The sequence below is a fragment of the Psychrobacter sp. CoH-33_TS_01 genome (genome assembly GCF_058189395.1).
Genome location: NZ_JBVGQI010000001.1, coordinates 251,264 through 266,088, shown reverse-complemented (window position 1 = coordinate 266,088; position 14,825 = coordinate 251,264). Strand labels below are relative to the sequence as shown.

General features: G+C 41.7%; 13 protein-coding genes and 2 riboswitches. Of the genes, 2 read left to right on the top strand and 11 right to left on the bottom strand.

Annotation, left to right across the window (positions count from 1 at the left end; all coding sequences use genetic code 11):
- Position 1 precedes the first annotated feature (1 nt).
- The 5 genes from ACZ2XM_RS01145 to ACZ2XM_RS01125 all read right to left on the bottom strand — a co-directional run bounded on the left by ACZ2XM_RS01145 (position 2) and on the right by ACZ2XM_RS01125 (position 3,852).
- Positions 2-517 (bottom strand): Mov34/MPN/PAD-1 family protein, encoded by a 516-nt coding sequence (locus ACZ2XM_RS01145; protein WP_490587992.1) that lies wholly within the window; start codon positions 515-517, stop codon positions 2-4.
- A complete protein-coding gene (locus tag ACZ2XM_RS01140) occupies positions 502-1,983 on the bottom strand; it encodes a ThiF family adenylyltransferase (RefSeq protein WP_490587993.1) in 1,482 nt (493 codons plus the stop codon). The genes ACZ2XM_RS01145 and ACZ2XM_RS01140 overlap by 16 nt, the downstream gene beginning before the upstream one ends.
- A 36-nt stretch (positions 1,984-2,019) precedes the next feature.
- Entirely contained in the window at positions 2,020-2,193 is a 174-nt protein-coding gene (locus ACZ2XM_RS01135) for a hypothetical protein (protein ID WP_490587994.1), read from the bottom strand.
- Between the two features lie 8 nt (positions 2,194-2,201).
- Complete coding sequence (locus ACZ2XM_RS01130) at positions 2,202-3,239, bottom strand: cyclic GMP-AMP synthase DncV-like nucleotidyltransferase (protein WP_490587995.1); 1,038 nt, start codon at positions 3,237-3,239, stop codon at positions 2,202-2,204.
- Positions 3,240-3,471: 232 nt separating this feature from the next.
- Positions 3,472-3,852: a rhodanese-like domain-containing protein gene (locus tag ACZ2XM_RS01125; protein ID WP_490587996.1), complete on the bottom strand. Its 381-nt coding sequence runs from the start codon at positions 3,850-3,852 to the stop codon at positions 3,472-3,474.
- 299 nt (positions 3,853-4,151) lie between these two features.
- On the opposite strand from ACZ2XM_RS01125, the gene ACZ2XM_RS01120 reads away from it, so the two are divergent.
- Both ACZ2XM_RS01120 and ACZ2XM_RS01115 read left to right on the top strand, forming a co-directional pair.
- Complete coding sequence (locus ACZ2XM_RS01120) at positions 4,152-4,337, top strand: YgaP family membrane protein (RefSeq protein ID WP_490587997.1); 186 nt, start codon at positions 4,152-4,154, stop codon at positions 4,335-4,337.
- Positions 4,338-4,421: 84 nt separating this feature from the next.
- Positions 4,422-4,766 carry a carboxymuconolactone decarboxylase family protein gene (locus ACZ2XM_RS01115; protein WP_490587998.1) on the top strand — a complete coding sequence of 115 codons (345 nt, stop codon included), beginning with the start codon at positions 4,422-4,424 and terminating at the stop codon, positions 4,764-4,766.
- A gap of 138 nt (positions 4,767-4,904) precedes the next feature.
- On the opposite strand, the gene ppc is transcribed toward ACZ2XM_RS01115, so the two are convergent.
- The 6 genes from ppc to ACZ2XM_RS01085 form a co-directional block, all read right to left on the bottom strand.
- Positions 4,905-7,736: a phosphoenolpyruvate carboxylase gene (ppc, locus tag ACZ2XM_RS01110; RefSeq protein ID WP_490587999.1), complete on the bottom strand. Its 2,832-nt coding sequence runs from the start codon at positions 7,734-7,736 to the stop codon at positions 4,905-4,907.
- A gap of 436 nt (positions 7,737-8,172) precedes the next feature.
- Positions 8,173-9,405, bottom strand: a complete 1,233-nt coding sequence (locus ACZ2XM_RS01105) for a vWA domain-containing protein (protein ID WP_490588000.1) — start codon at positions 9,403-9,405, stop codon at positions 8,173-8,175.
- Positions 9,406-9,407: 2 nt separating this feature from the next.
- Complete coding sequence (locus ACZ2XM_RS01100) at positions 9,408-11,549, bottom strand: nuclease-related domain-containing protein (RefSeq protein WP_490588001.1); 2,142 nt, start codon at positions 11,547-11,549, stop codon at positions 9,408-9,410.
- A 46-nt stretch (positions 11,550-11,595) separates the two neighbouring features.
- The gene (locus ACZ2XM_RS01095; protein WP_201497536.1) at positions 11,596-12,447 is read right to left on the bottom strand and encodes an AAA family ATPase; all 852 of its coding nucleotides are present in this window, start codon (positions 12,445-12,447) and stop codon (positions 11,596-11,598) included.
- A 445-nt stretch (positions 12,448-12,892) separates the two neighbouring features.
- Positions 12,893-13,450: a hypothetical protein gene (locus ACZ2XM_RS01090; protein ID WP_490588002.1), complete on the bottom strand. Its 558-nt coding sequence runs from the start codon at positions 13,448-13,450 to the stop codon at positions 12,893-12,895.
- Between the two features lie 228 nt (positions 13,451-13,678).
- On the bottom strand, positions 13,679-13,999 hold the full coding sequence (locus ACZ2XM_RS01085; RefSeq protein WP_490588003.1) for a YcgL domain-containing protein: 321 nt from the start codon (positions 13,997-13,999) through the stop codon (positions 13,679-13,681).
- A 353-nt stretch (positions 14,000-14,352) separates the two neighbouring features.
- Positions 14,353-14,530: riboswitch (glycine riboswitch) on the top strand.
- A gap of 74 nt (positions 14,531-14,604) precedes the next feature.
- Positions 14,605-14,742: riboswitch (glycine riboswitch) on the top strand.
- The last annotated feature ends 83 nt before the right edge of the window (positions 14,743-14,825 follow it).

Here is a 14,825-nt window from a genome sequence, read left to right as displayed (position 1 = left end):
GCTAAGTATCCAATTCAATAGAAAAAGGTAAATACCCTAAAAATGTTTTCGAGTTTTGAGAGTAAGCAATCCAGAATCCAATATAAGTAGTGCCTACAATGACGTAAAGCACTCTATTAGATAAATATCTTGAATCAGTAAATTGACTCGCTAAATCATTCAAATCGGTATTCGATGGATTAGGTTTCGGCTCAGGGTGTGTATGCCATAGCCCTAGAAGACCACCATAATTTTTGGTCTCTTTCCAATATTTCTTCAAGGCTTTATTGTGAGATGTGGAACGAAAGAAAGTGGTACGGGTACGTTTATCTCTGAACATGGGCGTTGTTAAGTCGTCTACCAATATAGTATGACTATCTGGATAATACCTACCCAATAATATCCCGCCAGCCTCTTTCGATCGTGGTTGTATCTGTCTAAAATCAAACCATGTAGCTATAACAGATTCTGCTATTACGCCATCATGTGTTTTATTAATTTCTTTCCATGTGATGCGGTTGTTTAAGTACTGCAACATGAGCACCCTGCCGCTTTAATAGCATTTAATGGTTGTAAATAGTAACCACCATTTTGAAGAGTCAATTCTTGGTACTTAGTAGCTTCTAAGTCATAGTTGGTCGGTAACTTATCGGTAGCACACCATGATTGCAATCCAGTTTTATGTTCAACTACGAACTCAGCCATTATCACAGCCGTTTTCATAGCGTGTATTGAACCGTATGCAGTGAATGCTCCAGCACATCCAGTGATATTTTTTGATAATACTTTATTTAAAGGATTACTAAACAAACTGGTCTTTATGTAATTTGAAGAATTTCCAGCGTCATCATGGTAAAGACACTTCAAGCAAGCATCCTCATTACTTCTGAATCCTAAAACATGACCACCTAATCCGTATGCTTCTAACCAACCACATACAACATGGACACTAATCTCACGAGTATATAAGCGGCGGCATGCCTCCAGTTCTGTTGGTGGGTGACCCGTGGCTAATACTATAGAATGAATCTCAGATAAGTTTGCATCGTCTTGGTTGTTAAGCCAGTTCAATATATGTGCCTTATGGACTACTATTTCTAATTCAGGTATGTTTTGCTGAATACGATCTTTCAGCGCACTGACCTTAGACTGATTGACGTCTTGTATGCCAAGGTAATGCCGCATAACGTTGTCGGTTGTCATATCATCATAATCAATCAATATGAGCTTATCGACATCTGACTCAGCCAGTATCTCTGCAACTCTAGATCCAACTGAACCACAGCCCGCTATTACAACTGTTTTTTTACTGGATGAATTAGACTCAATGCCTGTACGATTTAATAAGTATTCACGCCAGCCACGTTGTAAGGTTTGGACCCTAAAATCACGATATTTATTTACAGGCATATCCTGATAATAGGTAATAACCAAATATGTATTCATTTTAGGCGCAGGAATTTCTAGAAGAACGATTTTAAAACCAGTTCTCCTCTTTAAGCTATCTAACTGTTTTGCATTGAAGTTTAAAGTTTGCCGCTCCCACCACTTTTCATCGAACGATTCAAAGAGATTAGGAATCACAAAGTCTTCAATGTTGGGTAAGGATATCTTAGTTACCTTTATAGCAGTATAAGGGGTAGAGCTAGAAGGTTCTTGAATAGCTCCGTCGACTAAGTATTTGATATGATGACACTGAGGTGTATTACGCTTTCTTGTATAATTAATGCACCATGCATACAAACTGTCAGACTGATTTGGATTGTGTGTAGCAACAATAACAGGTGCATTTGATACAACTGTCTGATTATATCCATCTATTTCTTTGTATAAAGCGATTCTATTTCCAACTCTATAAGACTCTAGAGAGTTAGTAAGAATGTTTATAGCTGTATCTAAAGCATATTGAAAAAGTCCCAATAAGTCAGCGCTATCAAACATTTCACCTTGATGATCTGTGATGCAAATCAAACCACTATTACCCACATGGTCGAGTGCTGGCAAATTACACTTAGTAACCGATACTGTAGGTAGTGATAGCTAACGCTTCTGATCAATATATTTGACTGATAAAGGGATTGTCTGACCATCAATATCTAATTCAAAACCAATAGCTATAAAGCCATTTTTTACATCCTTACTATCGATGTTATTGCCACCAATAGATTGGACATGGTTTTTAAATTTTTGTTGTATATCAGCGCTAATTGTCATGACATCACCTATGCTGATGACCCAGTACTCACATATGGCGCTTCATTACTCTTTTTAGCTTTATCAATTTTTGTAACCTCTGGGAAATCATCACCAAAAACTTTTCTCAGAATCTTACTAGCTTCATGTGCATCTGGCTCATCAACTGCTGATTGCAAATTATCTCTTAGTGCTTCAAAACGCTCCTTAATGGTAGCCATATCCTCATCACTGACAGACTTAAGTAAGTCTCCATAAGGAGTTACCGGTAGATCAATTGAAAGACGACCACACCAATCAAAATTACTCAGGATAGTGTTGATTAGATTCAGTAGAACCTCCCCGTCATTGTTGACGTTAACTTCAGGTTCTAACCAATGATACGCTGCCATAGTCAATCCAATACTATGAATACCAACGTATTTATGATTACGCCACCTTTTTAAATAACGTATACATCTACGAAACTGCTTACGTTGATCAGATCCTTTATCTTCATAGTCATCATTATCTTTAAATAAGCCATTGATTAGTGAGGTGATACCTTCAGGATCAGCTGGCTGCCAAGTTCGTTTATCTACAGCTAATCCTTTTCTGCCTTTCGCTAAATAAAAGGTGTCCTCGTACTCAATGTTAGATTTAGCATATATTGGTAAATCAACGTGATAATCAGCGATCCCATTTTTTTTATATGTTACTGTTATACAAGATCGACTTACTACCACATCACGATTAGTATGTTGGATACATTCTGCTACTAACTCTTTTAGCTCTACAGGGTCCTCATAATCTTCAATATGACAGTCGAGCAGTACGCCAACATCTATATCATAATCTCCAGCTCTGACTGGTTTGATGCCTGTATTTAAAGCGTAACTTCCCTGGTTAAAGCTTCTTACAAATTGAGGATAGCCATCACCCTCCTTTTCTTTAAGTTTTTCTTTAAGTTTTTCTTTAAGTTTATTAACGATTAAGTCTCGTTTATCGCGTAAAAAGCCGTTTTCTTCGTAAGTTCCTAACTTAATAGCATCATGAAACTCTAAGAACTGTTTTTGTAAATTTGCCACTTAATTAACTCCTTGATATTAATAAAAATCCTGTATTCGTTAAAATATAGCAAAGTCTTCCTGTTTAGGATATACAAGAGTCAATTGTTCGCGACAGCTGATGACGTTAAGATATAATTCCTTACATTTTTTTTATATCTTATATTAACAGACCAAATGCAACGCAAGATGGCATTAAAGTAATGAGTAACGCGCAATAGTATATTTAATCTTAGTTATTCAAAAACCACCCCTACCCAAAATCAATTCCATCATTAGGCTGAACCGTCGGCTTGCCCGCCTCTAGCCAAGCTTCATAACCTCCCGTAATGGAGCGTACTTGCTCATAGCCCATTTTCTCAAGTGACTCGGTCGCCAATGCCGCACGACCACTAGTTTTGCAGTACAGAATAATCTGACTGTTGGCATCGATATTCGGCAAATCGCCAATTTTAAACTCTAATACGCCACGCGGGATTGAAATCGCTTCTTTGAGATGTCCTGCTGCATACTCTTCAGGCTCACGGATATCAATCACGATATCGGCTTTTGAGCATAGTTTCTCAGCTTCATTGACGTCAATTTCGGTAATGTTGGCTTTAGCATCTGCGACAAGTTGTTGGGCAGTTTTCATAATACGACCTCTTTAATAAAAGTTAGATTACGGCAAATCGATATATCCCGATTGCCTTATAAATCAATCATTAGCAAGTTGCTGCCAGTCCTTGTTAGCTTAGCAGCTCTCTGCAAACCCAGTATTAGCAAACCGTATAACCTCACACCTCATCGCCCAATCAAAACTTCCTATAAAACAGGTGCTTGACTTCCACACCTTTATAATATATATTTTTATATTATATAATTTAATATATTATTTATCTTTAGGGTGGTATCGCTATCTACCCTACTCTCTGTTCGAGTTAAGGAGTTGTTATGAAAGTTAATGTGGGTAGTACCGATAGAATATTACGTGTGATCGCAGGTATCGTCATTTTAGCCGCGGGCGTTTACTTCGGCAGTTGGTGGGGCGCTGTAGGGCTGATCCCTTTATTCACAGGGCTATTTAGATTTTGCCCGTTATATACCATGTTGGGTATGAATACTTGCCCTATGAAATAGGCAACTATTGCATCAAATTGAGTCAGTCTAGCCAGCAGTAGTACTTGTAATCTCATCTTTTATAAAGCAATTCAGGAGTCTCCCATGAGCAAGTCATTTAACGACATCACCAAACATGTTGCCAAAAATATGGCTAAATTACGTCGCGATATCCCTGAGACCAGCAAGGCCTTTACCGGTCTGGCGCAAGCGGCCAGTGATGACGGGGTCTTGGATAAGAAGACTAAAGAGTTAATCGCCTTAGCTTTAGCTGTTGGGTCACGTTGTGATGCTTGTATTGGCTTTCATACCAAAGCGCTATTGGCACTAGGTGCTACTCGGGAAGAAGTCGCTGAGACTTTAGGCGTCTGTATTTATATGGGCGGTGGCCCGAGCATGATGTATGCCGCTGAAGCGATTGCCGCATTTGATGAATTTTCTGCAGATTAGTTAAAGCGTTTATACTCACTACTGAAAATTCACCACTCAAAACTCACCACGCAAAATTTGACCATTAAAAAAGGCGTAAGATTATTCTTACGCCTTTTTATTTATGATGACTTTAAGCAAAGTAGCAATTAACAAAAACTAGCCGGTATTCCGCAGCCCCTGTGCCACTCCATTGATGGTCAACTGGGTCAATTGTAGCAATCTGGCATCGTCGATATCGTCTTTGAGCATAGCCGTACCATCACCACGACGTTGCTTAAGCAGGGCCAATTGCAACCAGTTAAGCGCATTGAGATACGGCAATCTTAATGCTAATGACCGGGCTAGCGAGCGGTTGCTGGTCAATAAAGTATCTTGTCCGGTTAATAGTAGCAAGGCTCTCTGACTGCGCTCGTATTCTTCTAGAATTAACGCAAATATCTCTTCGGCATTGTCTTTATCCTTAGCCAATTCGACATAACTCTTAGCGATATCGATATCTGTTTTAGCCATTACCTGTTCCATATTGGACAGCATCGATTCGACGAAGGCACTATTTTTCGCATGGTCTTGCAGCACGGCTAACATATTTTCATCTTCTGCTAGTAACTGCTCTACTGCCGTACCAAAGCCATACCAGGCGGGTAGCATCAAGCGATTTTGCATCCATGAGAATACCCAAGGGATCGCACGTAAATCCTGAATCTTCGCCAAAGTCTTACGACTGGCGGGACGCGAACCAATGTTTAAGCTAGCAATCTCGGTGATTGGGCTCGCCTGCATGAAGTAGTCGATAAAGTACGGGTGAGTAATCAGCTCACGATAGTGATTAAACGCCGTAGTCGATAGCTTATCGAGCAGCTCAGGGTCTGGCGTCATCGTAGCATCGGGCAGTAGCGTCGCCTTTAAGGTAGCAGAGACTAACGCTTCGAGGTTGCGCTCAGCATTGCCCGCATCGGCATATTTCGCTGTGATAACCTCGCCTTGCTCTGTGATACGAATCTGCCCAGCTACCGACTTAGCAGGCTGTGCCAAGATAGCTTCGAATGACGGACCACCACCACGGCCAACACTACCGCCACGACCATGGAATAAGCGCAGACGCACATTATGCTTGGCAAACACTTCGACCAGTCTTTGCTCCGACTGATACAGCGCCCACTGGCTGGTAATATAACCGCCGTCTTTATTGGAGTCTGAATAGCCGAGCATAATTTCTTGCAAATTATGGCGGCTGTTGAGCAAGTCACGGTACCAAGGGTTGGCAAACAGTGCGTCCATCACCTCGATGCAGCCCTCTAGTGCGCCGATAGTCTCGAATAACGGCACGATATTGAGGCGGCTGACCGGACGACCGGCCTTGATGGTTAACAGCCCGGTCTCTTTCATTAGCAAGGCAAGCGCAAGCATATCGCTCATGGTCTCACAGTTCGAGATAATGCTTTGTTGGATTGCTTGCTCACCAAAGCGAGTTTTGATATCTGCAGCAGCAGCAAAGATAGCTAGCTCATGCTCGGTCTGCTCGTCATAGTCGATATACGAGCTAAATAGTGGTCGCGGGGTGGCTAACTCACGCAGCAACACCCGTTGACGGGCAGACTCGGATAAAGATAGATAGTCTTCTAAATCCGCATGTTTAAACAAGTCCTGCACACAATCGGCATGACGCGCCGCATGCTGACGTAAATCAATCGGCATCAAATAAAAGCCAAATAGACTGACACTACGGATTAAATCCGCCAGTCTGCCTTCTGCTAATTTGGTGCTGCCATTATCGATTAAAGACTGCTGAATCACGGTTAAATCGGCTAGAAATTCTTCTGCATGAGCATACGGCTCTGCAGTGCCGAAACGGCAGCCGTAATCTAGGCCAAAGCCATGGCTGGTCGCGACCACACGGGCAGAGATTAACGCAATCGCACGGCGGTATGGCTCTTCGCTACGTGAGATTTCGGTGTCAGGGGATTGCTCAGCCATCGCCAAGACGTCGGCATTCACCTGCACTCGGCGAATAGACAACGGCAGCGCTTCATACAGCTTGGCCAGCTCATCGCGGTAAAAGTAGAATACTGCAGCCGCTTGACGTTTAAACACATCGCGTAAGGTCTGGGCTGAGACAAAAGGGTTGCCATCTCTATCGCCGCCAATCCAGTTGCCAATATGAATGATATTGGGCAAGTTTGCGCCTGGATAGCTTTGTTCTAAAGTTTTCGATAACTTACGATATAAGGCAGGCAAAGCTTGGAAAAAACTTAGGTCAAAATAGCCTACCCCGTTTTCGATCTCATCATCAACGGTAATCTTAAAATGACGGGTCTCATTGGTTTGCCATAATGCCAATAGTACCGTCTCGATGTCTTCTTCGAGTAACGCTTGCTGATAGCCTGATGAATGCGAATGCTGAGACAATACCTCGCGAATACGGCGATGAAAGTTCAGGATACTCTGCCGTTGGACTTCAGTAGGATGCGCCGTCAATACTGCGGCGACACTAGTAGACTCAAGCTGCTCGGCAAGCTGCTCACCACTAATATTTTGCTCTTGGATTTGCGCTAATACACTCTCAAAGCTTGAGCGCGACGGTACCGCATCATGCTCATGAGCACGGCGACGGCGCTCATGGTGACGGTCTTCTGCGATATTGAACATCTGCGCAAATAAGCTGCAGGCACGGATCAAGTTTTCAGTTTGGATATCATCTAAAGTCGGTAAGATTTGCTCAATGGTCTGCTTAGGATTCTCGCCAGCCAGCAAGTCATTAATCGTCTGGGTAACCGCTGCCGAGGTTTGTGACTTAATCACGCGGATGAGCGCATCACTTAACAGCTTAGTCTCTGCCAATAGCGGCAAGTCCTTTTCATTGCCCAATAGCGCATCGCGAGCGATAGGGTCAAATACTGTGATAGGCGTATCCTCAGCGCTGATGGCGGAGGCACCTTGCTGCTGCAGTTCAGGGTCATTCTGGGGACTGGTGTTATCTTGTGAACTCATTGGCTATCCTATAAGTTATAAAATGGGGTGGCTAAGAGGGTGAAGCCGTTAAACAGTTATCTATGAGCTATAAAATTTATCATAAAAGCGGGTTATAAATAGCTATTAATAGCGATTGTTACTAATAATTTAGCTGCTTGCGCCCTGCATTGCGAGGGTTAATACTAGCAAAGAATAGCCGACAACGGTAATTTCAGTGAATGATTGTACTTAATTATCTGATTTACCCGTATTTCATATAAAATAATACGGTATTAAATAAAGGGGTACGCTACTTCAGATACACCTTGTAAAGTCTTATCCTTATTCAAGACAACTCTCATAACACACAATTTTTAAAGATAGACCTACTAAAAATAGCCGCTTATAAAGTAGAGCACCATAGACAAAAAAACCGACTCATAAAGAGCCGGTTAATTTATAAATTGTTGGTTGCCTATCTCGCCAGATAGCCCGTCATATCTTCGACCCCATGTAGGGTCATCGGGTACATATGCCTCTCAAAAAGCTTTTTAATCTCACCAATAGTATGGGTATAGTCCCAATGGTCGGGGTTTTCTGGGTTTAACCAAGCGACCTTATCGAAGTGCTCGAGCATGCGTTTTAGCCACACCACACCCGGCTCATCGTTCATATACTCGACACTACCACCGACTGAAAACAGCTCGTAGGGGGACATCGAGGCATCGCCCACAAAGATAACGCGGTACTCACGCCCATATTTATTCAACAGCTCAAAGGTGGGCATACGGTCGCTGTGACGGCGGCTATTGTCTTTCCACACATAATCATAGAGACAGTTATGAAAGTAGAAAAAGTCCAGCGTCTTAAATTCATTTTTAGCAGCAGAAAATAGCTTTTCCAAGGCTTCCACATGCACATCCATACTGCCGCCAATATCGAACAACATCAGCACTTTCACGCGATTGCGGCGCTCAGGCTGCATATGAATATCGAGAATACCTTTTTTGGCCGTACGTTTGATAGTCTCATTGATATTGAGCTCATCGGCACTGCCAGTCCGCGCAAACTGACGTAGGTTTCGCAGCGCCATCTGAATCTGCCGCGTACCTAAGATAGCATCGTCATCGAGATTGCGATATTTACGCTGCTCCCAGACTTTGACCGCACTACGTTTGCGCGACTCTCCGCCTACCCGTACCCCTTCCGGATGATCGCCACCTGAGCCAAACGGTGATGTACCACCAGTACCGACCCATTTATTACCGCCTTGGTGACGGGCTTTTTGCTCTTTGAGACGCTCTTCTAACGCCTTCATCAGCTCCTCTAATGAGCCGTATTTCTTCAGCAGTCGGCGCTGCTCTTCAGTAAGGTTTTTGGGGTCGAGCTGCATGTCGAGCCACTCTTGCGGAATGTGAGTGAGCTTGTCCATTAGCGCATCGATATCAACGCTGTCCACGCCTTCGAAGTAGTCCGCCATAGCCCGGTCAAACTTATCAAAATGGCGCTCATCTTTGACCATACACAGTCGAATCAGCCGATACATATCCTCCCGATTGGCAAAGGTACGCTTATCCAAATCATCGGGAAATTCAGGGTGCGGCTGCATCATCAGCCCCTTATCGAGCGCTGCATTCAGGTCGAGCAGCTCGCGGGTAGTGACCGGTACGCCGTACGTTCGCAGGGTATAAAACAGTTTAATAAACATAGCTAGGTCTGCATCATGGAATTCAAAGTAAAATTATTCGTGTTAAAACTTGGGGTTGCACGAACCACTGCTAAGCTATCTTGCCAAAATCTATCAGACTCAATATCTTTAACAATCTCTCTCAAACTTACCTTTTTTTTAATATTTTCTTGACCACTTACCATTTCTTTTATGAAGCCTTGATGCCTATTAAGAACAATCAGTAACTCTTCAAACGATACTTTTAAGAAACCATCGATATTTTCATGATCGAACTCTAAAGTAGTATCCACAATCCAAGAATGAATACTAACTTGCCGATTTAGATAACCAAGTTCAGGTAATAGCACTTGTTTTATATAGCTAGTTTTCTTATTAAGTTGATAAGCGGCCTTTTTTAATACAAAATTTTTATACTCATAAATCTCTTTAATGCTGCTTTTAATATAGGTGGATTTTAGCTCAACAACTAAAACTGTTTCCTCGGATATAACTATTAAGTCAATTTCTCCTACTTCACTCTGGCTAGGCTCATACTGACAATAAACAGTATTATTATTATGACTAAATAATTCAGCTAATTTCTTCTCCATCGTATCTGTTTCAAATTTTAAAGAAGCTCTATTTTTATGTAGCTTGCGAAAATTATTAATCAAAGCAGTATTATAATTTTGCTGAGCCGATAACCAAGGTAATGCAAATATAAAATCATCGATAATGTAAAAAGTCTTTTCAGCATAAAAACTATTTGAATTAGAATCAGACTTCAAATCTCTCGACCAAAATCTCAGAATATTGGTCATCTTTCTTACCCTTGATTTTTTACTCTCATCAACCACCCAATCTGACATTTTTATTGCTTTGTCTTTTATCTTATTAAAAGTAAGAGGCATACGATTTTGACCTATCATTAACCCTTCTATCATCAATTGCAATAATGCTTGAAACGGGTGACAATTCTTTTGCGTCAAAATACTTCTATATGATTGTTCAAAATCTTGTTTGTAATGAGACTGGGACAATAGCATCGTTAGTATTAATGAAGACAAATCATACTGTTGATCAAAAACTGCCTGATCAATACCAAAGACTTCTTTTAATTGCAACATAATACCTTGCGTCTTTGCTAAAGCTAAAAAATTACCTTCGGCATTGATGCCTCTATCCATTCGATGGAAATAAGGGCTTTCCGGCACGGCTTGAATACCACGCCATAGCCAATACATCCATAAGGTATAAAACTTCTCCTGAAATGGGTCTGTTAGCTCATCTCTTTTGACTAGTTTTAGTTGCTTACCCTCAACATAATAGGTTGTGGCTAACTCGTATGAATAAGAATTAATAACTTGATTTTCATATAGATTAATTTCAATTCTGTATGCAACTAGCTCTTTAAATCCTTCATATTCTTGGATGAGTCTTGATGTTAAATTATCGTTCGTTAACAAAGGCATCAATTTACTTTTTAATAAAATGCCTAATTTTTTCTCTGTGATTGTGCTTTTATCTATATTAGCCTTAGTAATGACTTCATGAAATACTCTCCATATATGCTCAACATTCACTTTATCATTAGTATCTACTTGATAGGGTATTAACAAACTTTTATCTTCTGCATTCTCGGTAGCTGTCATCAGATATTGACAAGCATAAAGGCCACTAAAAACCATTGCTGACACTTGATCGAGATTAAGGCGCTTCTTGACTTGCTTATATTCTTCTAAGCGCACTTGATACTGTACTTGCATGTATGCGACAGTTTGCAAAAACTCATCTAAAAGGTAATATTTTGCTTGAGAGTTAATATTCTGCAGCACATGCCAAGAAGGATGATCAATCTTAGCGATAATCCCCGAAATACGAATAGCATTAATAACACTACTTTCATCAATTCCAATAAGGCAGCCTAGTATATCTGCCTCAATAATTGGAGAGCGAATATATTGGCTTAAAGATAAAACATAGTTTTCGGTAGATAATTGAGTACTAGATAACTCGTTAATAAAGTTAGAAGACCAAAAATCACTAAATTTATTTGATCCTTTTTTAAACCTAAGAGGCAGACTACTTTGAAATAGTAAAATTTCAACAACTTTAGTTATCGCTTTTTCATAACCATACTCTAGCCGTAAGTCCTTAAACTTACCCTCGAAATACGTACTCATCAATGCGCCTTAATTAGGTTGTAGTCTTATTACTAGTTAACTACAACTAGCGACGCATCATATTAGCAAAGCGCTGTAGCAAATTAACATCGGCTTCATTCTTTAGCAGGGCGCCGTATAGTGGTGGAATTGATTTCTCACCACGTAAGTTCTCTTCTAACTCGGCTTGCGCCATATCGTCTGCTAATAGCAGCGTCAACCAATCCACCAACTCAGAAGTTGAAGGTGGCTTTTTCAGACCCTGAATATTGCGCAATTTATAGAAGATATCGAGCGCATCATTCACCAGTTTCTCTTGGATATTAGGGAAATGCACGTCGACGATTTGACGCATAGTCTGTTCATTGGGGAAGTCGATATAATGGAAAAAACAACGACGTAAGAACGCATCAGGCAATTCTTTTTCATTGTTTGAGGTAATGATGACGACAGGGCGCTGCTCAGCCGTCACGGTTTGGCCGGTCTCATAGACGTAAAATGACATCTTATCGAGCTCATGCAGTAAGTCGTTGGGGAATTCGATATCCGCTTTATCGACTTCATCAATTAATAACACACTACGCTGCTCGCTAGTGAAGGCTTCCCACAGTTTGCCCGGCTTGATGTAGTTATTAATATCATAGACTTTATCTTCGCCCAACTGCGAATCCCGCAGGCGCGAAACCGCGTCATATTCGTACAGACCCTGCTCAGCTTTGGTCGTCGACTTAATATGCCAAGTAATCAGCGGCATACCTAGACTGTTTGCCACTTCTTCCGCTAACAAGGTCTTACCGGTACCAGGCTCGCCTTTGATAAGCAGTGGTTTTTGTAGGGTCATCGCCGCATTGACTGCCAGCTGCAAGTCTTCGGTAGCAATATAGGATTCAGTACCTGTAAAAGAAGTCGGTGTCGTCATAGCATGTCTCTTAATATGATGGGGCTTAATATAAGTGTTGTTAGTGTAAGGGCTCTTGGTGTAATAGCGCTTAATCTAAGGTTTTTAAAGTATTTTTAGCAAAATCGGTTAAATGAAAATCAGGTGACTCAAAGCGAGCTAAATTGCAATGGATGAACTTTAAATCGGGTGGTTATAGCTAGGCTGGTAACATATAGGATATGTGACATATAAGGCAGTCAAACTGTGTCTTTAAGCAGCACCACTAAACACTATAAATATCAGCTCGATACTTAGATAATATAGCGGGCAAAAAGACAAAATTTAAACGCGCTCTAATAGTACCGAAATTGCCCCCTAAAAGAAAACCCATAAACTGTATAAATTTATGGGTTAATTGGGTTTAGCCAAATAATGGGAATGTATAGACAAGATACTGCGTTAGCTAAGCATTAAATATAAACCGCTATTTTTTCTTTTCTTTGACCAAGTTGACTTCAGTAGCCGCATCGCTATCAGCCGATGGATTAATATAGTCTGCTCCTGCCAATTGCATGTTCGCCGCAGCGTTTTGCTCAGCCCGTAAGCGCGATTTGGCCATACCACGCTCGATAGCGCCGCGTAGCAATTGCCAGATAAATCCGAGGAACAGACCCGCTGCCATCACCACTAAAATAGGCAAGGCATTCGTGATAGCTCCGGCAATGTCTTTCATCATGACGGCATACACCACACTGATACTAGCGGGGGCAATCACACCGGGCTCATTAAGCGCACTACCTGGCGCAAATAAAACAGCAAACAGGATAACCCAGCTAATGCCGCCTAGCGGTTTTGGTAGCATACGAGCGACCAACAGCCACAATAACAGCACGATGACACTACCGCCCAGATAGGCATACATCGGCAGATCAGCAGGCGGCACATCCGCAACCAAATGACTCCACCAGACCACGATATTGCCTAACATATCGCTGATGGTATCTAGCGGTAAACTTTGTAACAGTGATTTAAGCCAATCCATGAGTACTCTGATAGTCAGATAATAAAAGATTAAATAATAATAACTTTCGCCAATAGAACGCCTTAGCGCCACTGGCAATTAAGTAGCGCTAGTTTATCACGCTTACCTTTATATGCGTAGTTTTCAATAAGTAGCGCCGTCTCTATAGCTCGATATAGCCGGCAGCTACTGCAAGATAAATCGCTAATTTACTGAAAAACTTTTTATATAATAAATATTTAGCACTGATTAATCGTAACGCTTATCTTGGGCGTCTTTGGCGCGGTTTTGCGCCTGTCTTAATAAGATATCTTGCGGTGGGGTTTGCACGTAGTAGCCCTGCTCGGTCAACTTCGCTAGCACGTCTTCTTTATTCACCCGCGCTAACTTTTCGGTAGCGTCTAAGTCCAGATGCATGACAAACTTTCCCTGCCCCAAGCTTGCGCGCAGCTCCTTTGGCAATACACCCAACCAGTCGGTTAAGGTCTCAACATCATCAGGATAATTCGGACGGGCAATATAGACATACATCTCGTCATGCTTAGGGAATTTATAAATATCACAATGCATAGTAGACCTTTAATAATAACTGTAGGGCGTAAATTAAGACCGCAACAAGTGCTAGCCTGCGTTGGTTTATAAGTGTTTATTTATAGCGCAGGGGATAGCACAGGGCATGGCGCATAGCTTAGCATATTTACGGCTAACCCTAATTAGCAAAAACGTTATGAGCGGGTCATTTTTCAGCCTCAGTGTCACAATGGCACTAGGTTATCTTTGTTAGCTACAACCCAGTTGTTAGAAACAGCTTAGTGGTTAGCCACCGCTCAGTTTGCAGCATCTCGTCTCAGCCGATAAAAGGCAGTGAGAAACAAATGGCCGTTTTTTGTGCTTGTAAAACACCTCGTTACCTTTCATAATAAAAGCGTCTCTCAGGAGAGTGTGGCTCATAGTAAAAATAGTGCTGCTTATTTATAAAAGCCGGTCTATCAATATCGGTAATTAAATAAGACTAGATAAGCATTATTGCTGCTGCCAAGGCCACCACCGAAGGCGCATTCACCCTGCCAATCGCTCAGGTAACCGGACTGAGAGACTCATCAACCGGTATATTTTGGCCCGTGCTATAGCGCATTGCCTATAGTCAGTACTGCCCAGCAGTGCCAACCTATAATGATGGAAATTCTGGAGAGTGGTGAGCACTAGATCCTCACCCACCGAAGGGGCAAAGGTAATAGTCCTGTCTTGTAGAGCATGCTCTTTAAGATAGGTCTATTATTGAAAATCTCAGGTCACAGGACAGATAGGGCAAACAAACTATTGCGACTGCCGTGAAATAGCGCCGAATTTAAGGCCCTTTCACCAGCGTACTGGCATTGTTTGCTCTTTTTTTATG